The 21,292-nt window shown below is 70.9% G+C and carries 17 protein-coding genes; 4 read left to right on the top strand and 13 right to left on the bottom strand.

Features of this window, described 5'->3' with window-relative positions; genetic code table 11:
- Positions 1 to 134: 134 nt before the first annotated feature.
- Positions 135 to 743: a flavodoxin family protein gene (locus EPO13_08740; GenBank protein ID TAK69040.1), complete on the top strand. Its 609-nt coding sequence runs from the start codon at positions 135 to 137 to the stop codon at positions 741 to 743.
- Positions 744 to 876: 133 nt separating this feature from the next.
- Here the strand turns inward: EPO13_08740 and EPO13_08735 are convergent, their stop codons facing one another.
- The 5 genes from EPO13_08735 to EPO13_08715 all read right to left on the bottom strand — a co-directional run bounded on the left by EPO13_08735 (position 877) and on the right by EPO13_08715 (position 9,940).
- Positions 877 to 2,247, bottom strand: coding sequence for an FAD-binding protein (locus tag EPO13_08735; protein ID TAK68861.1), 1,371 nt, complete (start codon positions 2,245 to 2,247; stop codon positions 877 to 879).
- Positions 2,248 to 2,329: 82 nt separating this feature from the next.
- The gene (treZ, locus tag EPO13_08730) at positions 2,330 to 4,105 is read right to left on the bottom strand and encodes a malto-oligosyltrehalose trehalohydrolase (protein TAK69039.1); all 1,776 of its coding nucleotides are present in this window, start codon (positions 4,103 to 4,105) and stop codon (positions 2,330 to 2,332) included.
- 79 nt (positions 4,106 to 4,184) lie between these two features.
- Complete coding sequence (treY, locus tag EPO13_08725) at positions 4,185 to 6,641, bottom strand: malto-oligosyltrehalose synthase (protein TAK68860.1); 2,457 nt, start codon at positions 6,639 to 6,641, stop codon at positions 4,185 to 4,187.
- A complete protein-coding gene (gene glgX, locus EPO13_08720; protein TAK68859.1) occupies positions 6,631 to 8,742 on the bottom strand; it encodes a glycogen debranching enzyme GlgX in 2,112 nt (703 codons plus the stop codon). Before glgX ends, treY begins: the two co-directional genes overlap by 11 nt.
- Before the next feature lie 184 nt (positions 8,743 to 8,926).
- Positions 8,927 to 9,940 (bottom strand): PHP domain-containing protein, encoded by a 1,014-nt coding sequence (locus EPO13_08715; GenBank protein TAK68858.1) that lies wholly within the window; start codon positions 9,938 to 9,940, stop codon positions 8,927 to 8,929.
- 98 nt (positions 9,941 to 10,038) lie between these two features.
- Here EPO13_08715 and EPO13_08710 point away from each other — a divergent pair, with 98 nt between their 5' ends.
- Positions 10,039 to 11,046 carry an aldo/keto reductase gene (locus EPO13_08710; GenBank protein TAK68857.1) on the top strand — a complete coding sequence of 336 codons (1,008 nt, stop codon included), beginning with the start codon at positions 10,039 to 10,041 and terminating at the stop codon, positions 11,044 to 11,046.
- 15 nt (positions 11,047 to 11,061) lie between these two features.
- On the opposite strand, the gene EPO13_08705 is transcribed toward EPO13_08710, so the two are convergent.
- Positions 11,062 to 11,454 (bottom strand): DUF2237 family protein, encoded by a 393-nt coding sequence (locus tag EPO13_08705; protein TAK68856.1) that lies wholly within the window; start codon positions 11,452 to 11,454, stop codon positions 11,062 to 11,064.
- Positions 11,455 to 11,531: 77 nt separating this feature from the next.
- Here EPO13_08705 and EPO13_08700 point away from each other — a divergent pair, with 77 nt between their 5' ends.
- A complete protein-coding gene (locus EPO13_08700) occupies positions 11,532 to 12,509 on the top strand; it encodes a hypothetical protein (GenBank protein ID TAK69038.1) in 978 nt (325 codons plus the stop codon).
- Positions 12,510 to 12,589: 80 nt separating this feature from the next.
- Here EPO13_08700 and EPO13_08695 read toward each other — a convergent pair whose 3' ends face one another.
- Entirely contained in the window at positions 12,590 to 13,039 is a 450-nt protein-coding gene (locus EPO13_08695) for a ribose-5-phosphate isomerase (GenBank protein ID TAK68855.1), read from the bottom strand.
- Between the two features lie 109 nt (positions 13,040 to 13,148).
- Here EPO13_08695 and pepN point away from each other — a divergent pair, with 109 nt between their 5' ends.
- Positions 13,149 to 15,701, top strand: a complete 2,553-nt coding sequence (gene pepN / locus EPO13_08690; protein ID TAK68854.1) for an aminopeptidase N — start codon at positions 13,149 to 13,151, stop codon at positions 15,699 to 15,701.
- A gap of 278 nt (positions 15,702 to 15,979) precedes the next feature.
- On the opposite strand, the gene EPO13_08685 is transcribed toward pepN, so the two are convergent.
- The 6 genes from EPO13_08685 to EPO13_08660 form a co-directional block, all read right to left on the bottom strand.
- A complete protein-coding gene (locus EPO13_08685; GenBank protein TAK68853.1) occupies positions 15,980 to 16,468 on the bottom strand; it encodes a hypothetical protein in 489 nt (162 codons plus the stop codon).
- 148 nt (positions 16,469 to 16,616) lie between these two features.
- Positions 16,617 to 17,003 carry a DUF5130 family protein gene (locus EPO13_08680; protein ID TAK68852.1) on the bottom strand — a complete coding sequence of 129 codons (387 nt, stop codon included), beginning with the start codon at positions 17,001 to 17,003 and terminating at the stop codon, positions 16,617 to 16,619.
- On the bottom strand, positions 16,990 to 17,370 hold the full coding sequence (locus EPO13_08675; GenBank protein TAK68851.1) for a hypothetical protein: 381 nt from the start codon (positions 17,368 to 17,370) through the stop codon (positions 16,990 to 16,992). The genes EPO13_08680 and EPO13_08675 overlap by 14 nt, the downstream gene beginning before the upstream one ends.
- A 49-nt stretch (positions 17,371 to 17,419) precedes the next feature.
- Positions 17,420 to 19,534, bottom strand: a complete 2,115-nt coding sequence (gene malQ, locus EPO13_08670) for a 4-alpha-glucanotransferase (protein TAK69037.1) — start codon at positions 19,532 to 19,534, stop codon at positions 17,420 to 17,422.
- A 26-nt stretch (positions 19,535 to 19,560) separates the two neighbouring features.
- Positions 19,561 to 20,937 (bottom strand): amidase, encoded by a 1,377-nt coding sequence (locus EPO13_08665; protein TAK68850.1) that lies wholly within the window; start codon positions 20,935 to 20,937, stop codon positions 19,561 to 19,563.
- Between the two features lies 1 nt (position 20,938).
- Entirely contained in the window at positions 20,939 to 21,256 is a 318-nt protein-coding gene (locus EPO13_08660; protein TAK68849.1) for a LapA family protein, read from the bottom strand.
- Positions 21,257 to 21,292 lie beyond the last annotated feature (36 nt).

Below are 21,292 nucleotides of genomic sequence, written 5' to 3'. Positions count from 1 at the left end.
GTTGCGGATGCGGCGGTACGCCGACCGGGTCAGACTCGACCATGCCGCGGGTTGCCGACCCACCAGGAGGACACCGTGCACGCACCTGATCGTGGGTTCCGCCCGTGACCCCTTCCGACGGCGGCGACACCCCCCTGCGTGCGCTGGCGCTCGTCTGCACGCTGAAGCAATCGCCGGCCGCGTCGAGCACCGAACTGCTGGCCACTCAGGTCCTTGCGGAATTCGACAAACTGGACGTGCAGACCGAGGTGGTCCGGGTGGTGGATCACGACGTCAAGCCCGCCGTCGCGATCGACATGGGCGGCGGCGACGCGTGGCCCGAGCTTCGGGCCCAGCTGTTGCGGGCCGACATTCTCGTCCTGGCGACGCCGACATGGCTCGGACAGCAATCCAGCGTGTGCCAGCGAGTCCTCGAACGCCTTGACGCCGAACTGTCCGAGACCGACGACGAGGGCAGGCTCCTCACGTACGGCAAGGTCGCCGTGGCGGTGGTCGTGGGCAATGAAGACGGCGCCCACCACGTGAGCGCGGTCCTCTTCCAAGCGCTGAACGACGTCGGCTTCTCGCTAGCGGCGCAGGCCGTGACCTACTGGCACGACGACGTCAAGGGCGAGTACCGGGACTATCAGGACCTTCCCGCCAGTCCAGCGGGGGTCCTGCAGACCAACCGGACGACCGCGACCAACGCCGCCCACCTCGCCCGGCTGCTGCGAGCCGAGTCGTACCCGCCCCAGTCCCGCTGATACGTCCGGTCGACGCGTCGTGGCGGCCGCGACGACCGGTGGACGAGGGGGACCAATCCCCGGTTCGGCGACGGCCGTGACGACGTGGCGCATCTGATGGGCGGCGTTCGACTGCGGCTGAACGCGCTGGGAGTCATTCTTGCCGAAGACCGTCCAACGCCAGCTTCGCGGCCCGCAGGCCACTCGTACAAGCCAGATTGAGTCCGCTGCAGTACTTCTCGTGGAAGGCGCCGCCGAGATCGGCGCCGGTCGCCAACAGGCCCGGCACGGGCTCGCCGTCGCTTCGCACGACCTGCATCCGCTCGTTCACCTGCAGCCCACCCCAGGTGTTGGTGATCGCCGGCTGGATCTCGATGGCGAAGAACGGCCCGCGGTCGATGGCATCCCGATTGCGGCTGCGGGGCGGGTCCAGCTCGGTCCCGGACTGCAGCTGGGAGTTGAAGGCGGCCACCGCGGCGGCCACGCCGTGGTACCCCCAGGGGCGAACCAACTCGTCCAGCTCCTCGACGGTCGGCGCCTCGATCGCGTGCCCGCCCGCCTTCGCTGCCTCGGTGATCCGGTCCAGCCGCTCGTAGCCCAGGGTGCGCTCCGGCGCACCGCCCGCCATGTCGGCCTCTCGCACCCGCTGGTCGCCAACGAGCAGGGCGCGGCCGTCGTCGTTGGCCAGCACCGCCTGCGAGTTGCGGTAGTAACCCAACGACTCGTCCACGATGCGGTGCCCGGACTTGTCGAGGATCACGCTGTGAGTCGACAGGTAGTGCTGCGCCAACCGGACGTAGTCGGCTTTGACGAACTCGTGGTCCAGCGGCCACGGCACGGTGTGTCCGTAGAAGCGATTCATCAGTGGCGTCGTCGTCCCGCCGACCGACAGCGCCAGCCGCAGCCCCGCACCGTCGCTGACCTGATTTCCCCGCACCAACATGGTCTTGGCGTTGCCGCCCAGGTACCGCGCACGAAGTTCGGGGTTGTTGTGGAAGCCGCCGGTGGCCAGCAGCGTCCACCGCGCGCGGACGTCGCTGACGCCGTCCCGGTCGCGCAACCGGGCCCCGACCACCCGGCCGTCGGCCACCAGGAGTTCCTCGACGTCGGTCAGCGGGACGACGTGGCCGCCGGCACTTTCCACGATGGCGCGGCAGCGGGGGATGTAGGCGCCGATGTCGAAACCCCGCAGCGCCGACGGGTACCCCATGACCGCGGGAATGGAGGTGTCCACGTCGGTGACGGCCACACCCGTCGACGCGATCCACTCGATGGCGCCGTCGTAGTCCTCCGACAACATCGTGGCGAACTTCGGATCGCCGCTGGGGTTGATCGCCATCAGGTCGGCGGCGCTCTGCGGCCGCAGCAGGCCGCCGCCGCTGAGCAGCGCCGAACCGCCGATCTCGGCAGCCTTCTCGACGACCAGCACGGACGCCCCGTGCCCGGCGGCGTACGCCGCAGCGGTCATCCCGGCCATCCCGGCGCCGACGACGAGCAGGTCGACGTCGAACCCATCCGCAGTCATCGGCACTCCCCGCCACACACCCGGTAGGACGATTTCGGACGATCGGACAGTATCGGGTCCGGTCACCCGAGGGAATGGCCGATCAACGCCCGGCGGCGGTCGACGGCTCGCATCGCACGACTGCCGATGATCCCGGCGGCAACCGCAGCGTGCTCCCGGTCGCCGCGGCGTCCCCCCACGCCAGAACCACCTCGAGAATCGGCCGGCCCAGGTCGACGATCGTCTCGGCCTCGCCGAGCACGACCACCGTCGACCACTCCGCCCGATGCACCGCGAACCACGAGGGCGCCAGGGCAGCTGCTGCCCAACGACAGGTCAGACCCGCCGCCGTGGCCGCCCCATCAGCGACGCCGGCGCCGAAACCCGGCTGCTGTGAACGCAGCGCGATCAGGTCGGCGTACCACCGCAGCAGATCGTCGTCGCGGTCCGTTGCGTCGGCAGCCCACGACAGCTGCGAGCGTTCGAAGGTACGCCGGTCCTGCGGGTCGGGGACGTCGTCGCCGTGCCAGCCATGCGCGGCGAACTCCGCTCGGCGCCCTTCGGTGACTGCCCGCCCCAGGTCGGCGTCGCCGAACGAACTGAAGAACTGCCAGGGTGTCCGCGCACCCCACTCCTCACCCATGAACAGCATCGGGGTGTAGGGCAACGACAACAGCAGTGCCGCTCCGGCAGCGAGCCGGTCGCGCCCGCACAGCGCACCCAACCGTTCCCCCTGCGCCCGGTTGCCCACCTGGTCGTGGGTCTGCAGTGACACGACGAAGCGCCACGGGTCGGTCATCGCCCAGTCGACGCGGCGGCCGTGACTTCTCCCCCGGAACGACGACCATCCGCCGTCGTGACGGAAGCCGTGCTCGAACGCGTACGCCACCGCCTCCGCCGAACCGAAGTCGGCGTAGTACCCGCTGGTCTCGCCGGTCAACAGCCAGTGCAGCGCGTGGTGGATGTCGTCGTCCCACTGCGCGGTCATGCCCAATCCGCCGTGACGGGTCGGAGTGACGGTTCGCGGGTCGTTGCGGTCGCTCTCGGCGACCAGGGTCAGCGGCCGGCCGACCTCGCGCGCGAGATCCTCGACCGCCTCGGACAGCTCCGCGAGGAAATGCACCGCACGGTCGTCCCTCAGTTCGTGGACCGCGTCCAGCCGCAGGCCGTCCAAGTGGAACTCCCGCAACCACTGCAACGCGCTGTCGATCAGGATCCGCCGTACGTCGTCGGATCCCGGACCGTCGAGGTTGACCGCACCGCCCCACGGCGTGTGGTGCCGGTCGGTCACGAACGGCCCGAACTGCTCCCACGTGTTGCCGCTGGGACCGAGGTGGTTGTGCACCACGTCCAGCAGCACGGCCAGGCCGGCCTGGTGAGCCTGATCGACGAAGCGGCACAACGCATCCGGGCCACCGTAGGAGGCCTGGACCGCATCGAGACACACCCCGTCGTATCCCCAACCCCGGTCGCCGTCGAAGGCAGCCAGCGGCATGAGTTCCACGTGGCTGATGCCCAGGTCCACCAGCTGCGGCAACCGCGTCGCGGCGCCGTCGAGGGTGCCTGCCGGGGTGAAGGTGCCGACGTGCAGTTCGTACACGACGCCGCCCTGCAGCGGCCGACCGCGCCAGCCGGCGTCGTTCCACCGGTACGACGCGGCATCCCACCAGCAGCCGGCGGCCAGTCCGTCGGGGAACCAGCGTCCCAGCGGATCGGGGCGCACCAGGTCGCCGTCGACCAGCAGGTCGTAGCGCTCACCGTGATCCGGTGCGGCACAACTGAACCAGCCCGGCGCTGCCGGATCGGGCAGCAGATCGATCTCGCGCCGGTCGCTGACCAGCCGCAGCGAGGTGGCCCTCGGCGCCCAACGGCGCAGCAACGGCGTCACCGTCCTCCCTCCGGCACCGTGCCTCCTTCGGGCACTGTGTTTCCTTCGGGCACTGTGCGTCTTTCCGGCCTCATGCGCCGTCCTGCCGGACCAGCAGGGCGACCGGCCACGCGTGGAGAAGGTCCGCGACCTCGACCGGTTCGCCGCCCACCACGTACTCGGTTTCGGTGAGTCCGTCGTACCAGCGGCCCCGCGGCAGCGCGATCCGTGTGTCGCGCCACCCACCGCCGGCCGCGAGGCCCAGCGCCCAGCGGGTCACCAGGCCGACCACCCGGTCGCCCCGCGCCACCGCCACCAGATGATCAGCAGCCGCGCCGGTGGCGAACAGGCCCTGGTACGCCGCGTCCGGTCCGAGCAGCTCCGGCTCGTCACGGCGCAGCCGCAGGCCCAACGTCGTCAGCCGCGCCTTGGCCGCATCCAGATCTGCGGCGGGATCCGGCACGGCCGCCAAGCCGCGTTCGACCGCGGCGGCCAGGTCCCGCGGATCCGGCCGGTGCCGGTTGTCCGGATCGACCAGCCGGAGCGACACGATCTCGCAGCCCTGGTAGATGTCCACGACGCCCGGCAGGACCAACGCCAGCAGCCGCTGTCCGAGCACATTGGGGACGAAACCGGGATGCAGCCGTGCCACGACCTGTCCGATGCTGCCGACGAGCTGCTGGTCGGCGAACAACGCCGTGACGAAGTCCGCGATCGCCTGCTCGGCTTCGCTCACCGGCGCCACCCACGACGTCACCAGTTTCGCCTCGCGGGCAGCCTTGAGCAGGTACTCCCGCAACCGGGTCTCGTCGATCGGCCAGGCACCGACCACCGTCTGCCAGGCCAGCCAATCCAACCGCTCGTCGCCGATCAGGCCCTCCGGAGCGCGCGCCGCAATCGTGCCGACGATGTCCCGCCAGGCCCGTACCGTCGTCGTCCACTCCCCCGGAATCTCCGACAGCACAGCGATTCTGGCGCGCACGTCCTCGCTGCGCTTGGCGTCGTGTGTCGAAGTCGCGGTGAGTGCCAAGGGCCAGTCCCGGTGGCGGCGCGCTGCCCACCGGTGCAACTGCGGCGCTGTCAGCCCGAAGACGTCCGGCTCGCTGCCCACGTCATTGAGGCAGCACAACGGAAACCATCGGTACGTCGCGGTGTCCTCCACGCCCTTGGCCACGGCCGGGCCGGTCGTCTGCTGGAACCGGCGGCAGAACTCGTCCTTGCGCCGGTCGCTGCCGCGGCGCGCCAACGCCAGGTCGACCAGCAAGGCGATCTCGGAGGCGCGGTCGGGCCGGGCGGCCACGGCGACGGTCGCGGCGTGCTCAAGCACCGCCGCGGCGGCGGCCGGTGCGGGAGTACCGGGCGTGACGTACACGCGGTAGACCGGGACCGCGGTCAGCAGTTCGACCACCGCCTCGGTCAGCCCGCGGCGGGTGTGGTCCCGAAGCCGTAGTTCGTGCTGGCAGATCTCGAAGGCCAGACCGGCCAACCGGTCGACCTCGGCGACCAGCGGGCCGCCGAGCACGTCGCGACGGGACTGCTCGGCCACTGCGGGCCAGTCGTCGGTCACCCCGGCGACTTCGCGGAACCCGGCTCGCAGCACCGCCTCGCCGGCCGGGTCGACGAACACATTGGTAATGCGGTACATCGCGTCATAGCCGGTCGTACCGTCGCAGGCCCAGTCCTGCGGCAGCAGCTCGTCGCCGACCAGGATCTTCTCCACCACGACGTAGCAACCGGCCGTCGCCTCGTGCAGGTGGCGCAGGTAGCCGCCGGGATCGGCCAGGCCGTCGGGGTGATCGATCCGCAGACCGTGCACCACGTTCTGCTCGACCAGCGCCAGCACCAGCCGGTGTGTGGCCGCGAACACCTCCGGGTCCTCCATCCGGACCGCCATCAAGGTGTCCACGTCGAAGAACCGGCGGTAGTTCAGTTCTTCGTCGGCGATACGCCAATAGGCCAGCCGGTAATGCTGCGCGGCGAGCAGTTCTTCCAACGGCAGCTGCTCGGTGCCCGCGGCGACCGGCAACACATGGTCGTAGTAGCGGACCACGAGTTCGCCGGCGGGGCCCGCCGGTTCGACGGTGATCTCCCCGGCGTCCAGGCATTCGTCGATCCGACGCCCGAGAACCGGCATCAGCAGCGGGCGCTCCTGGTCCCAGTCGACGTCCAACCAGCGGGCGTACGGCGACCCGGCGCCGTCACGCAGCGCACCCCACAACACCTTGTTGTGGCTTTCCGGGGTGGTCAGCGCCATGTGGTTGGGAACCACGTCCAGCAGGATGCCGAGGCCCGCTTTGGCCAGCGCGCGAGCCGCCGAACGCAGCCCAGGCTCGCCACCGAGTTCGTCGTTGATGCGGTCGTGGTCGATGACGTCGTAGCCGTGCTGCGAACCGGGCGCCGCCTGTAGCACCGGCGACAGGTAGGCGTGGCTGACGCCGAGCCGGTGCAGGTGGTCGACGTCCGCGGCCAGTTCGGCGAAGTCCCGGTCCGGACCCAGCTGGATCCGGTACGTGGCGGTCGGCGCTTCGCGCCGCCTCTCACGCCTCACGGCGCAGGACCACCAGAGCTCGGCCGACGACCTGCAGGACGCGCCCGCCCCGCAGCGGCCGCCCCGGCCGCTGCGTCCCGGGCTCCAGCGTCGTGTCCAGCACGATCGACCAGCGAGAGCCCACGCCGTACGGCAGCCGGAAACCCACCGCCTCGTGGTGGGCGTTGAACAGCAACAGGAACGAATCGTCCACGATGGGCTCGCCACGCGAGTCGACATCCGGGAGCGCGGCACCGTTGAGGTACATCGCGATCGACCGGGCGAACCCGCTGCCCCAGTCATCGTCACTGACCGGCTTGCCGTCGGGCCGCAGCCACGCGATGTCGGCGTCGACGTCGCCGCGCACGTCCTCTCCCTGGAAGAAGCGGCGCCGCCGGAAGACCGGATGCTGCGCACGCAGCGCGACCACCTGATGCACGAAGGAAAGCAGCCCCCCGTCGACCGACGCCGGACTCCAGTCGACCCAGCTGATCTCGTCGTCCTGGCAGTACGCGTTGTTGTTGCCGCGCTGCGTGCGGCCCATCTCGTCGCCGTGCAGCAGCATCGGCACGCCCTGGCTCAGCAGCAAGGTGGCCACGAGGTTGCGCTGCCGGCGCCGCCGCAGCGTCAGGACCTCCTCGTCGTCGGTGTCCCCTTCGACACCGCTGTTCCACGAACGGTTGTGGTTCTCGCCGTCCCGATTCTGCTCGCCGTTGGCGTCGTTGTGCTTCTCGTTGTAGCTCACCAGGTCTCGTAGCGTGAACCCGTCGTGGGCGGTGACGAAGTTCACCGACGCACTCGGCCGCCGACCGCTGCTCTCGTACAGATCGGACGACCCGGTGATCCGGGAGGCGAAGTCCGGCAACGAACCCGGCTCGCCGCGCCAGAAGTCACGCACGGTGTCGCGGTAGAGGCCGTTCCACTCGGTCCACAGCGGCGGAAAGCCACCGACCTGGTATCCACCGTCGCCGAGGTCCCACGGCTCGGCGATCAACTTCACCTGCGACACGATCGGATCCTGCTGCACCAAGTCGAAGAAGGCACTGAGCCGGTCGACCTCGTGGAACTGCCGGGCCAGGGTCGCGGCCAGGTCGAACCGGAAGCCGTCGACGTGCATCTCCAGGACCCAGTAGCGCAGCGAATCCATAATCAGCTGCAGCACATGGGGATGGCGCATGAGCAGGCTGTTGCCGGTCCCGGTGGTGTCGTAGTAGTGCTGGCGATCGGTCTCCACCAGCCGGTAGTAGGAAGCGTTGTCGATACCGCGCATGGACAGCGTCGGGCCCAACTCGTTGCCCTCCGCCGTGTGGTTGTAGACCACGTCGAGGATGACTTCCAGGCCGGCCTTGTGCAGTTCGCGCACCATCGCCTTGAACTCGCCGACCTGCTCGCCGTCAGACCCCCAGGCCGAGTACGCGCCGTGCGGGGCGAAGAAGCCGATCGTGTTGTATCCCCAGTAGTTGCGCAGGCCACGCTGCAGCAGGTGCGTGTCCTGCATGAACTGGTGCACCGGCATCAATTCGATCGCGGTGACCCCGATGCGTCGGTAGTGCTCGATCATCGCCGGATGGGCGAGCGCGGCGTAGCTGCCCCGGAGTTCGGCGGGGATCCGCGGATGCCGCGCCGTCAGGCCCTTGACGTGTGCCTCGTAGATCACGGTGTCGTGGTACGGAGTGCGAGGGGGCCGGTCGTCGGCCCAGTCGAAGAAGGGGTTGATGACCACGGACTTCGGGACGTACGGCGCCGAGTCCAGGTCGTTGCGCTCGTCCGGGTCGGCCCATTGGTAGCCGTAACAGGCCTCGTCGGTCGCGGTGTCGCCGTCGATGGCCTTGGCGTACGGGTCCAGCAGCAGTTTCGTCGGATTGCAGCGGTGGCCCGCTGACGGGTCGTACGGACCGTGGACGCGAAATCCGTAGCGCTGTCCGGGCTGCACGCCGGGCAGATAGGCGTGCCACACCTCGGCGTCCTTCTCCGTCAGCTCTGCCCTGGTCTCCTTGCCGGCGGGATCGAACAGGCACAACTCCACCCGGTCGGCGACGGACGAGAAGATCGCAAAGTTCGTCCCGGCGCCGTCGTACGTGGCGCCCAGGGGGTAGGGCGTGCCTGGCCACAGCTGCACCATGTCCTCCGTCGTCGCGTGCTCCGCCCTCGCGGCGAGTCCGCCGCCCGAACGTCACCTCATCACGTCGACCGGCCTCCGCTCGGGCCGATCGGACCCCGCCGATGTGACATCAATGACGGCGACCGCCGCGCCAGGCGCAGCGGTCGCCGGGACGTCGTCCCCCGGCAGCAGGTCGCTGAAACGGTCACGACGCCCGCCCGGTCCACGCCAGCACCTGGTGAACCGGCCACGTCGTCACGATCCGATCGGCCGGTACCGCACATTCCACCGCCCGTTGGCACCCGTAGCCGAGCCAGTCCAGCTGACCCGGCGCGTGCGCATCGGTGTCGATACTCACCAGACAACCGGCCTCGACGGCCTGGCGCAGCAGCCGACGCGGCGGGTCCAACCGCTCCGGCCGGGAGTTGATCTCCACGGCGACGTCGAACCGCCGGCAGGCCTCGAACACGATCGCCGCATCGAAGGTGCTCTCCGGCCGGCCCCTGCCCCGGATCAACCGGCCGGTGCAGTGGCCCAGGACGTCGGTGTGCGGGTTCGCGACGGCTCGGACCATCCGCTCGGTCATGGCGTCAGCAGCCATCCGCAGTTTCGAGTGGACCGAGGCGACGACCACGTCCACCCGGGCCAGCAACTCCGGCGTCTGATCCAGGCTGCCGTCCTCGCGGATGTCGACTTCGATGCCGGTCAGGATCCGGAACGGCGCCAGCGATTCGTTGAGCGCGGCCACCACGTCCAGCTGGCGACGCAGCCGCTCGGGATCCAGACCCCGGGCGACGGTCAGCCGCGGCGAGTGGTCGGTGAGGGCGACGTACTGCCGGCCCAGCGCCTGCGCGGTGCGAGCCATCTGCTCGATCGACGACCCGCCGTCCGACCAGTCCGAGTGGGTGTGCAGGTCGCCAAGCACCTGCCGCAGCAGCGGGCCACCGCCCGGGGCCAGCTCCGCGGGCGCGCGTTGCTGCAGCTCACGGAGGTACGAAGGGAGCTCGCCGCCGGCGGCCTCCATGGCCACCGCGGCGGTCGCCGGACCGATACCGGCGAGGCCGGTCAGCGTCCCGGAGTCGATCCGCCGCCGCAGTTCGTCGGGGTCCAGATCACCGAGCACCCGGGCCGCCTGGCGGAACGCGCGCACCTTGTACGTCGAGGCCAGTTCCCGTTCCAGCAGGAAGGCGACCTGCTCCAGGGCCTGCACGGGATCCACGCCTGGGGAATCTACGCGCGCCGCCGTGCGGCCGCCCGCAGTTGACGACGACGTAGGGTCACCGCGAGGCGCAATGGCGCCAACTCGGGAGGCGCGTCGTGGAGTACACCCGGCTGGGCGGCACCGGACTGGAGGTGTCGCGGTTGTGCCTGGGCTGCATGAGCTATGGCGAGCCGGACCGCGGCATCCAGAAGTGGACGCTGGACGAAGCCGCCAGCGCGGCGTACTTCTTCGAGGCGCTCGACGCCGGGATCAACTTCTTCGACACCGCGAACGTCTACTCCGACGGGTCGAGCGAGGAGATCACCGGCCGGATCCTGCTGGGCGCGACCCGGCGCGACGACGTCGTCATCGCGACCAAGGTGAACAGCCGGATGCGGCCGGGCCCGAACGGCGCCGGCCTGTCGCGCAAGGCGATCCTGGCCGAGATCGATCACAGTCTGCGCCGGCTCGGCACCGACTACGTCGACCTCTACCAGATCCACCGCTTCGACGCCGCAACCCCGATCGAAGAAACCCTCGAGGCGCTGCACGACGTGGTGAAGGCGGGCAAGGCCCGTTACCTGGGCGCCTCGTCGATGCACACCTGGCAGTTCGTACAGGCGCAGTATCTCGCGGAGCTGCACGGCTGGACCCGTTTCGTCAGCATGCAGAACCACTACAACCTGCTGTACCGGGAAGAAGAACGGGAAATGATTCCGTTCTGCGTCGATCAGCAGATCGGGCTGATCCCGTGGAGCCCGATGGCGCGCGGCCGGCTCAGCCGCGACCCGGCCGCACCCGTCACCGGCCGGGCCCAGGCGGATCCACTGGGCACCAGCCTGTACGTCGGTGACACTGCCGGTGCGCAGGCCGAAGCCGAGATCGTCGACGCCGTCGGTGCGGTAGCCGCCGCCCGCGGCGTCAGCCGGGCCCAGGTCGCGCTGGCGTGGGTGCTGCAGAACCCGGCCATCACCGCGCCGATCATCGGTGCGACCAAGCCGGGGCACCTCGCCGACGCGACGGCAGCGCTGCAGCTTCGACTGGACGACGACGAGCGAGCTGCACTCGAGGCGTCCTACCGGCCGCGCCCGGTCTCGGGTATCGATCCGCCGCAGCGCCCCTGACGGCAGGCAGGGCACTCAACGCAACAGCGCGCCCGGATCGTCCGGGACATCGACGGCATGGGCCCGCAGTTCGGCCAGCGGGACGACCTGCAGCGCACGCTCATGCGTGGCCGCGAGCACCACCGGCGTCGGCGCGCCCGCAGCCGCGGCCAGCCGCCACCGCAGCGCCACCACGCACCAGCGATCACCCGGCCGCAGCCCGGGAAAGCCGAACTCCGGCCGCGGCGTGCTCAGGTCGTTGCCGACCGACCGGGAGTGTTCGAGGAACTCTGCGGTCACCACCGCGCAGACGGTGTGGCTGCCGAGGTCGTCGGTGCCGGTCCGGCACGTCCCGTCCCGGTAGAAGCCCGTGACGGGGTCGTTGCCACACGGTTGCAGCGTTCCGCCCAGGACGTTGCGCTCGACCACGTCGCGATCGTAGGGGCCGCCGGGCGCATAGTGATCCGGTGACGACAGCCCGGCTCCCGGTCGACCTGCCGCGGCCCATGCTCGCGGTCACCGGCACCCTGCCGACCGACCCGAGCCGGTGGTCGTACGAGTTGAAATGGGACGGCCTGCGCATCGTTGCCGGTATCGACGTCGCCGGTATCGACGTCGCCGGTATCGACGTCGCCGGTATCGACGTCGCCGGGGCGCAGTCGGCCGCAGCCGTCCGGCTCGTCAGCCGGAACGGTCGGGACGTGTCGGTGTCGTTCCCGGAGGTGGTCCAGGCGCTGACGGACTGGGGCCGGCGCACCGCCACCAGCGCCGTCCTCGACGGCGAGATCGTCGCGACCGGCCCCGCCGGGACGCCGGATTTCGGCCTGCTGCAGGAACGGATGCACGTGGCCGATCCGGCGCGGGCAGCCACGCTGGCCCGCCGGATCCCGTTGACCTACCTCGTCTTCGACGTCCTGCAGCTGGGCGGCGTGGACCTGTGCCGCACGCCGTACGACGACCGCCGGGACGTGCTGGACGGGCTGGGCCTCGCCGGCGGCGTTCAGGTGCCGCCCCGGTTCGCCGGTTCGGCACAGGCAGCATTGGACTTCACCCGGGAGCACGGCCTGGAAGGCGTGATCGCCAAGCGACGGGATGCGTCGTACCGGCCGGGCGTCCGCAGCGATGCGTGGGTCAAGACGCGCCATCTGCAGACCCAGGACGTCGTCGTCGGTGGGTGGACCGCCGGGACGGGCGGACGCAGCACGGACTTCGGTGCGCTGCTGGTCGGAGTGCCCGACGGCGACCTGCTGCGGTACGTCGGCGCCGTCGGCACCGGCTGGACCGACGCGGCGCTGCGAGCGACCACCGCCACGCTGGCCGGGCTGGCCACACCGAGCGCGCCGTTCCGCGAACTGCCGGCGGCCGTCGCTCGCAGCGGCCACTGGGTCCGGCCGGTGCTGCGCGGTGAGGTCAGCTTCAGCGGGTGGACCCGCGACGGCCGGCTGCGTCACCCCGTCTGGCGCGGCTTCCGACCGGACCTGTAGCGCGGGACGGCGGGGCCACGTCGGCGGCGTCCTGCGGTCAGGGACGCGATATCAAGGCACCCGACGTCACGGCACCGAGATCAGTGAGTGGCCTCGTAGGCGTCGAGCTGCGCGATCCGGCGGCGATGCCGCTCGCCCTTGCTGAACGGCGTGTCCACGAAGGCGTCCACGAACGTCAGCGCCGTGGGGACGTCGTGCATGCGGGCCCCGATCGCGGCGATCTGCGCGTCGTTGTGCTCGCGCGCCAACTGGGCGGTCTCGACACTCCACACGAGGGCGGCCCGGATGCCCCGGACGCGGTTGGCCGCGATCTGCTCCCCGTTGCCCGATCCGCCGATCACGAACCCGAGGCTGTCGGTGTCGGCGAGCACCGCCGCAGCCGTGGCGATGCAGTACGACGGGTAGTCGTCGTCCGGGTCGAACGTGTAGGGCCCATGGTCGACAACCTCGTGTCCCAGCCCCGCCAGATGCGCCGCAATGGCTTCCCGCAGCGCGAATCCGGCGTGGTCGCTGCCGATATGGATCCACATGCGGCGCAGTCTGGCACAGCCGCCGGACCGCCCCGGCCGGCCGTGGCAGGATGCCGACGCAGGATCTTCGACGCCGGCCGGCGTGGCGGGCTTTGACCGAGGAGCGCCGGTGAGCAGCCAGAACATCAGCCGGGCCGAGGCCCAACAGCGTTCGGCGACGGTCCAGGCGGTCTCGTACGCCGTCGGGCTCGACCTGACGACCGGCCCCGACACCTTCCGCAGCACGACCACCGTCCACTTCACCGCGCCAGCCGGCGGCTCGACCTGGATCGACCTGCTCGCCCCCGTCGTGCACTCGGTGACGCTCAACGGTCGGACCCTGGACCCGGCCGCGGCGTACGACGGGGCCCGCCTCGCACTGTCGGACCTGACCGAGCACAACGAGCTGGTCGTCGAAGCCGACTGCGCCTACATGCGGACCGGCGAGGGCCTGCACCGGTTCGTCGATCCGGTCGACGACGAGGTGTACCTCTACACCCAGTTCGAGTCGGCGGACGCCCGGCGGGTTTACGCCTGCTTCGAACAGCCGGACCAGAAGGCGACGTTCGCGCTGACCGTGATCGCGCCGGACCACTGGCAGGTCGTGTCGAACTCGCCGACGCCGCAGCCGGTCGACGTGGGCGCCGGCCGCGCGCAGTGGGCTTTCGCTGCGACGCCGCGGATCTCGACGTACATCACGGCGCTGGTCGCCGGGCCGTACCACGTGGTGCGCGACTCCTACGACGGCCTGGCCGGCACCTACCCGCTCGGGGTCTTCTGCCGCGCGTCCCTGGCGCCACATCTGGACGCCGACGAGATCCTGCTGCTGACCAAGCAGGGTTTCGCGTTCTTCGAGCAGGCGTTCGCCACCCCCTACCCGTTCGGCAAGTACGACCAGCTGTTCGTCCCGGAGTTCAACGCCGGCGCCATGGAGAACGCCGGCTGCGTGACGTTCCTGGAGGACTACGTCTTCCGCTCCCGGGTGACCGACGCGGCGTACGAGCAGCGCGCCAACACGATCCTGCACGAGATGGCCCACATGTGGTTCGGCGACCTGGTCACCATGCGGTGGTGGGACGACCTGTGGCTCAACGAGTCCTTCGCCGAGTGGGCCGCCCACCACGCCAGCGTGGCGGCGACCCGTTTCACCGACGCGTGGACCACGTTCGCCAATCAGCGCAAGGCGTGGGCGTACCGCCAGGACCAGTTGCCCTCGACCCACCCGATCGCCGCGGACATGGTCGACCTCGACGCCGTGCGGGTGAACTTCGACGGCATCACCTACGCGAAGGGTGCCGCGGCCCTGCGGCAACTGGTCGCCTGGGTCGGGGAGAAGGAGTTCTTCGACGGCCTGCGGGCCTACTTCGCCCGGCACGCCTGGGGCAACACGAGTCTGGCCGATCTGCTCACCGAACTCGAGGCCGCGTCCGGCCGCGAGCTGGGCGACTGGACCCGGCAGTGGCTGCAGACCTCCGGGGTGAACCTGCTGCGGCCGGCGGTCACCGTCGCCGACGACGGGACGTACGCCGCGGTCTCCATCGAGCAGGAGCCGCCGGCGGTGCCGGAAGGCGTTGCCCCCACCCTGCGTTCGCACCGGATCGCCTTGGGGCTGTACGACAAGCAGGGCGCGTCCCTGGTCCGTACCCGCCGGATCGAGCTGGACGTGACCGGAGCACACACCAGCGTCGACGAGCTCGTAGGCGCCGCCGTACCGGACCTGCTGCTGGTCAACGACGACGACCTGAGCTTCGCCAAGGTGCGGCTCGACGACCGGTCGCTGGCAACGGCGACCGCCGGACTGGGGTCGATCGAATCGTCGTTGGCCCGAGCCATCATCTGGGGGGCCGCCTGGGACATGGTGCGCGACGCGGAGATCTCCACCGGCGCCTACCTCACCCTGGCGCTGTCCGGTCTGCCGGTCGAGACCGACATCGGCGTGGTGCAGCAGACCGTGCGGCAGGTCAAGACCGCCATCGACCTATACGCCGCCGCAGCGCATCGCGAGGCCTACCGCGACCGGCTGGCCGCGGCCCTGCTGCAGCTAGCTCGCGACGCGGCGGCGGGGTCCGACCACCAGCTGGCGTTCGTGCGGGGATTCGTGTCCGCTGCCAGCACCGCCGACCACCTCGACGTCGTCAGCGGCCTGCTCACCGGAGCCGTCACGCTCGACGGACTCGCCGTCGACACCGACCTGCGATGGACTGTGCTGCAACGACTCTGTGCGACCGGCCGAGCCGACGCCAGCGACATCGACAGCGAACTGGCACGCGACGACACGGCCACCGGACGGCGCCAGGCCGCTCAGGCGCGCGCCGGCCGGCCGACGAGCAGCGCGAAGGCCGACGCCTGGGCGGCCGTCGTCGACTCCGACGATCTGCCCAATGCCCTGCTGACCGCCACGGTGGTCGGGTTCAACCAGCCGGACCAGCGCGACCTGTTGGAGCCGTACGCCTCGGCGTACTTCCAGGCGCTGCCCGAGGTCTGGCGTACCAGGACGGCCGAGACCGCCCAGGTCATCACGATCGGGCTGTACCCGACGCTCATCGCGACCCCGCAGACCGTGGCGCTCACCGACGAGGCGCTTGCTGCGGGCGACCTCGGTCCCGCCGCTGCCCGGCTGGTCGCCGAGGGTCGCGACGGGGTGGTCCGGGCGTTGCGCTGCCAGGCCGCGGACGCGTCCTGACTCACCTGTCGGCGGCCTGAGATGCAACGTCGTTGCGGGCAGGATCGCCTCAGGCAGAATGGGCAGGACGCCGACCCGGGCCCATCGACGTCGACAATCCCTGCAGATGTAGGTTCGGATCTGATCCGGGTCAACCGCGACTGGGATGCCCCGATGGGCCTCGGTCGCGTGTGGATGGACGCACCCGGCTTCTCGGACAGCTCACGCTCCACGCGACAGCGGCACGCTGGTCGCCCCCGCCAAGATGATCAAACATTCCCGGTGACTGGTACGGCCTGTCAGCCCACTAGCGCCAAGATCTGAAGCTCTGGCGGCAATTCACGCGGGTTGCCGACCCACATGTCGACGTCAACGGAGAAGCGATAGCGGCCAGTCTGCAAGACCTTGGTCCAGTGCCGCACGATGTCGGCCAGCCGTAGGTCGGTCTCCCAGGCTGCCGATTCCCCATTGTCCCATTGGACACGTAGTATCGGTGGCTCCGCACGACGCCCATCGAGGACCACAACTAGGGGGCCGCCGCTAGCGGTAGTACTGGCGATGGGCAGCCACTCACGTCGATAGAACATGTCCGTGCCCCTGTCGCCGGTCAGTCCATCTGCTGCGAGGTCTGTCGCGACATCCCAGATCTCATTCCGAAGCCCCAAGCTCTCTGCAAGAGACGTGGCAACAAGGCAACTGCCGGGAAGTGCCCATCGTGGCGACTCGGAGCCGTCGTGCCAGGCGAACCACTCGATGATGTCATCGTTCGGGACCAGGTCGGCATTCACCAGGCTCCTCGTCGTTTCTTCAGGCGATAGGCCCGGACGCATGAGCCTGTCGTGTGGCGGGGAACCCAAGGCCGGCCACAGTTGCGTCCACTCGTCGAGCGCCTCGCGCAAACTGGTCAACTGCGCACCCCCTAGTCCTGCGCGCTGATCAGGGCTGGTCGAGATGCCAGACGGTGGGCCGGCGAGCGTGGTCGGCGAGTTGGGCGATGCCGGTCCGCAGGCCGCCGACGACATCGCCGGCGCTGAAGGACGAGGTCATCGACAAGACGGCGAGCCCGCAGGCCTGGTCGTCCAGTGCCCGTACAGCGTGGGTCCCCACGACGATCTCCACTATGCGGCCGGCCGTGTCGACGGCGACGAGCACCGCGTCCGGCGCATCCGGTAGCGCTGCGTGCCGGGCGATTGCGGTCGCCCGGCCGGCCGGCAGCGGACCGACGTAGAGGGCGAACCGCACGCCGGCCAGGGCGGTGGCGTTGTCGAGTGCGCGAACCAGCTCGGCGTGCTGGTCGGCGGTGAAGACCTCACCAGCGGCCACTGACGCCACCCTCGCTCGCCGAGCCGTCCACGCCCGACGCCAGCTCGCGGGCACGGTCCGGGCTGATCGCTCGGGCATCGGTCGCGCCGCCGACGATCAGCGTGCCGTCGTCGTCCGCGCCCGGCTTGGCGCTGCGCGTCCAGCCCGGTGCGAGGACCAGCAGCGCGACCACGACGATCACCGCCAGCGGGATCAGGACGTAGATCGCCACCGCGGTCGCGAAGGACATGTGGGCGCCGAGGTCCTGCCCGTCGTAGTCCTTGGCCGCACCCGCGGGCACGGCCGTGGTCGCCAGCATCACGGCGGCGGTGGCGGCGACAGTCAGCAGACGCCGGGGCAACGCCCGAGGAAGATCGCGATTCAGCACGGCAGGAGCGTATCCGGCCCGGCCCACCGCTGCGGCGCCGAGCGGCCCGTCACGGCCGCCCCCGCTCACCACGCAATACCCCGGCCACGCGTCGCACCAGGTCGACGTCCGGCAGATCGTCCAGCAGGACCGGCCGACCGGCGCCGTCATGCAGAGGAAGTTGCCAGTTCGGATACTCGCGGTACGTCCCGGGCTGGTTCTGCGCACGTCGATCGCCGACGAGGTCAGGCAGGGCGACGCCCAAGAGCAGGCTCGGGCTGCTGGCCAGTCCCCGATGCAGCGCGAGCACGACCTCGTCGGTGTCGTGGACGCGGTCGGCTGCCAGCCAGCCGTGCCGGACCAGCAGCTCGGTCCAGCGCCCGAGGTCCGCGGCGTGCGCGGCCTGCTCGGCGGCCTCCGGCCGGGTCAGCAGACCGAGGTCCGACCGGATGCGGACGTGTTCTCCGGCAAGGAAACCCGCAGTCGGCGGCAAATCGTGCACCGTGATGCTGGCCAGGCAGCGCTGCCGCCAGGTCGCCGGCGGCCGAACCACCTCGCCGTCGGCCTCGAACCACAGGATCGACGTCCCGAGCACCCCGCGATCGCCCAGGTAGTCCTGCACCCACGGCTCGAGGGTGCCCAGGTCCTCGCCGACGACGAACGCACCGGCGCGTGCTGCTTCCAGGACGAGGATCCCGACCAGCGCGTCGTGGTCGTACCGCACGTACGTACCCGCCGAAGCCGGCTGCCCCGCCGGCACCCACCACAACCGGAACAGCCCGAGGACGTGGTCGACGCGGATCCCGCCGGCATGGCGCAGGATCGTGCGCAGCATGTCCCGGTACGGCGCGTACCCGGCCTCGGCCAACGCGTCCGGCCGCCACGGCGGCTGGGACCAGTTCTGCCCCAACTGGTTGTACATGTCCGGCGGCGCGCCGACCGACATGCCCTGGGCGAGCAGCTCGCCCAACGCCCACGCGTCCGCGCCACCGGGGTGCACGCCGACCGCCAGGTCGTGGACCACACCGGTCCGCATCCCGGCCGTGATCGCGGCGCGTTGGGCAGTGGCGAGTTGCTCGTCCAGCACCCATTGGATCCAGCAGTGGAACGCGATGCGGTCGGCCAGCCGGGTCCGCTCGGCGGCCACCGCCCAGTCGTGCGGGCTGCTGAGCCCCGGGGGCCAGTCGGCGGCGTCCGCGCCGTACGTCTCGACCAGTGCGCACCAGGTCGCGAAGTCCACCAGCCCGTCGGCCTCGCGATCCAGGTACGCCTCGAACACGGCCTGCCGCCCCGGCGTCCGCGGGACGGCCCGAACCAGCTCGAGTGCCTGCGCCTTGGCCGCCCACGACCGGTCCCGGTCGATCAGGTCGGCCGCCACGGTGTCGGCCTGCACGGCTCGGGCCAGCTGCGAGACCCGTTGCCGCGCAGCAGGAGACAGGTATCCGAACTCCTCGATGTCCTCGACGCGAAGGTACAGCGGATTGGCGAAGCGGCGCGTGACGGGCAGGTACGGCGAGGGCTCCATCGGGGGGACAGGGCTGGCCGCGTGCAGCGGATTGACCAGCACGAAGTCCGCGCCCCAGTGGTGCGCACTCCATGCGGCGAGGTCGGCCAGATCCGCCAGGTCGCCGACCCCCCAGGAGCGGCGCGACCGTGCCTGGTAAAGCTGCGCCATGATGCCCCACTGCCGCGGACCGACCGGTTCCCGCAGCCGGCGGGGAGTCAGCACCAGCGGGCACGTCGCCCGCTGGTCGTCCGTCGTCGCGACCAGGGTGTGCCAGCCGGGCGGAAGTTCCCGCGAGATCGCGAACGTGGCTTCACCGACCAGGTGCCCGTCGACCTCGACCGGCTCGACCCAGCGATCGACCTGACCGAGCCGGACCGGTGGGCCGTCGCCTTCGGGCTCGACGTACACCTGGACCGCTGTGCCGTGCCGGACGTGCACTCGGACGTGGCCGCCCTCGCCGGCGACGGCCACCTGAACGGCCGGAAGCGTCCGTCGCCACGGACGCAGGCGAACCTCGGCCAGCGCAGCGGCGATGCCGCCGTCCGAGCAGTCGACCCCGAACACCTGCAGCACGGCTTCGACGGTGTCGGCACCGACCACCACGTGCCGGCCGTCCTGGCCCCGGTACGACGTGGCGACGCCGTACGCCTCGGCGAGCTCGGCGAGACCGGCGGACAACGGCCGTACGCCGGACGGATCGGCGCTCACCACATACCCGGCCGGCGGCCGTCCGGACCGACGGCTGCGGCCACCTGGGCAGCGACGGCGATCAGCGCGGCGTCCGCGCCCTGTCTGCCGATCAACTGAACTCCGATCGGAAGCCCGGACCTGCTGCGGGACAACGGCAAGGACACCGCGGGTGCCCCTGTCATGTTGGCCAGCGACGTCCAGGGGGTGAACCGGGTCTGGGCGGCGAAGTCGGCCGCGGGGTCCGCGTCGTACGGCAGGTCGCGGAGCAGGGGCGGCGGCTCGGCGACGGTGGGGGTCACCACGGCATCCAGCTCGGCCCAGCGTTCCGTCGTCGCCGCAGCCAGCATCCGCACAGCCTCGACGGCGGCTCGAAGCGCCGCAACCGATACGCCGCGACCCTCCGCGCGCAGCCACCGGGTGAGCGGGGCCAGTTGCGGCTCGAGCTGTGCCGGTACGTCGATCGACGCGGCCAGCGCGGACCAGATCGTCTGGAACTGCGGCAGCACCTCGGGGCCGAACGGACGGTCGACCTCGCCGACCCGGTGACCCAGCGTCGCCAGCATCGCCGCAGCGTCCTGGGCGGCCGACCGGCATTCCTCGTCGACCACCACGTCGGCCAGCACCGGCTGGAGCAGCAGCCCGATCCGCAGCGGTGGCGGCTGCCGGGCAGCGGCCTGCTGATGCTGTACGCCGGTGCCGGCCAGCACGTCCAGCAGCGCTGCGGCGTCCGCCACGGTTCGCGCGACCGGGCCCTGCACCACCAGCTCGCCGGGCCGGTCCACCCGCGGGGCGTTGGACACCAAGCCACGGGACGGCTTGAAACCGACCAGGCCACAGGCGCTTGCCGGGATGCGCAGCGAGCCACCGCCGTCGGACCCGTGCGCAGCCGACGCCAGTCCCGCCGCGACGGCGGCCGCCGCCCCGCCACTGGAGCCACCGGCCGAGCGGTCCAGCTCCCAGGGGCAGCGGGCCGGACCGACCAGCTCGTTGCAGGTGTAGCTGGGCAGTCCCAGCTCGGGCGTGTTGGTCTTCCCGGTGAACACCAGGCCGGCCGCGCGCATCCGGGCCACCGACTCCTCGTCGGCCTGCGCCACCGAGCCGAGCACCCGGGAGCCGTAACTGGTCGGCACGCCGGCCACCTCGTGCAGGTCCTTGACCGGCACGACGGTCCCGTGCAGCGGTCCGATGTCGGCCCCGGCCCGCACCGCGGCGTCGGCCCGGCGGGCCTGCGCCACAGCCAGTTCCGCGGTCGTGGTGATGAAGGCACCGACGACCAAGTCGAGCCGCTCCGTGCGCGACAGGTAGTGCTCGGTCAGCTCGACGCTGGTCAGTTCTCCGCGACGGATCGCCGCAGCCTGCTCCAGCGCGGTGAGGTCGTGCAGCTGTGCCACGCTAGCGCTCCGCGCCCTCGGCTCCGTCACGGCGGGACTTGCGCCGCCGCAACCAGAATCGAGCGCCCTCGCTGAGCAGGGCGCCGAGCGCGAGCGTGAACACCAGCAACCACACCGTCGGCATGGCCGCGGTGAAGAAGACGAAGTGGACCTCGGCGGTCTCGCGGTTGGTCAGGATGAACAGCAGCGTGAACAGCGCCAGCAGCCCCCACAGCGTGGGCTTGATCCAGCGCTTCCAGTCCAGCGGCGGCGGCGACCCGAACGGGGTGGGCGCGGGCTTGCCTCCGCGGGGGTCGACGCTGCCGTTGTCCTCGGTCACGACGCGAGCCTAGAGCCGGGGTGGCCGGCGTCGCAG

It is taken from the genome of Actinomycetota bacterium (genome assembly GCA_004297305.1).
Lineage (GTDB): Bacteria > Actinomycetota > Actinomycetes > S36-B12 > FW305-bin1 > FW305-bin1.
Note: the sequence above shows the minus strand (reverse complement) of the source record. Positions and strands in the feature narration are given on the sequence as shown.

What these genes read in the sequence shown, in the direction of transcription:
- EPO13_08700 (TAK69038.1), top strand. Translation starts at nt 11,532, where the DNA reads ATGCTCGCGGTCACCGGCACCCTGCCGACCGACCCGAGCCGGTGGTCG.
- EPO13_08735 (TAK68861.1), bottom strand. Translation starts at nt 2,247, where the DNA reads ATGACTGCGGATGGGTTCGACGTCGACCTGCTCGTCGTCGGCGCCGGG.
- EPO13_08695 (TAK68855.1), bottom strand. Translation starts at nt 13,039, where the DNA reads ATGTGGATCCATATCGGCAGCGACCACGCCGGATTCGCGCTGCGGGAA.
- glgX (TAK68859.1), bottom strand. Translation starts at nt 8,742, where the DNA reads ATGGTGCAGCTGTGGCCAGGCACGCCCTACCCCCTGGGCGCCACGTAC.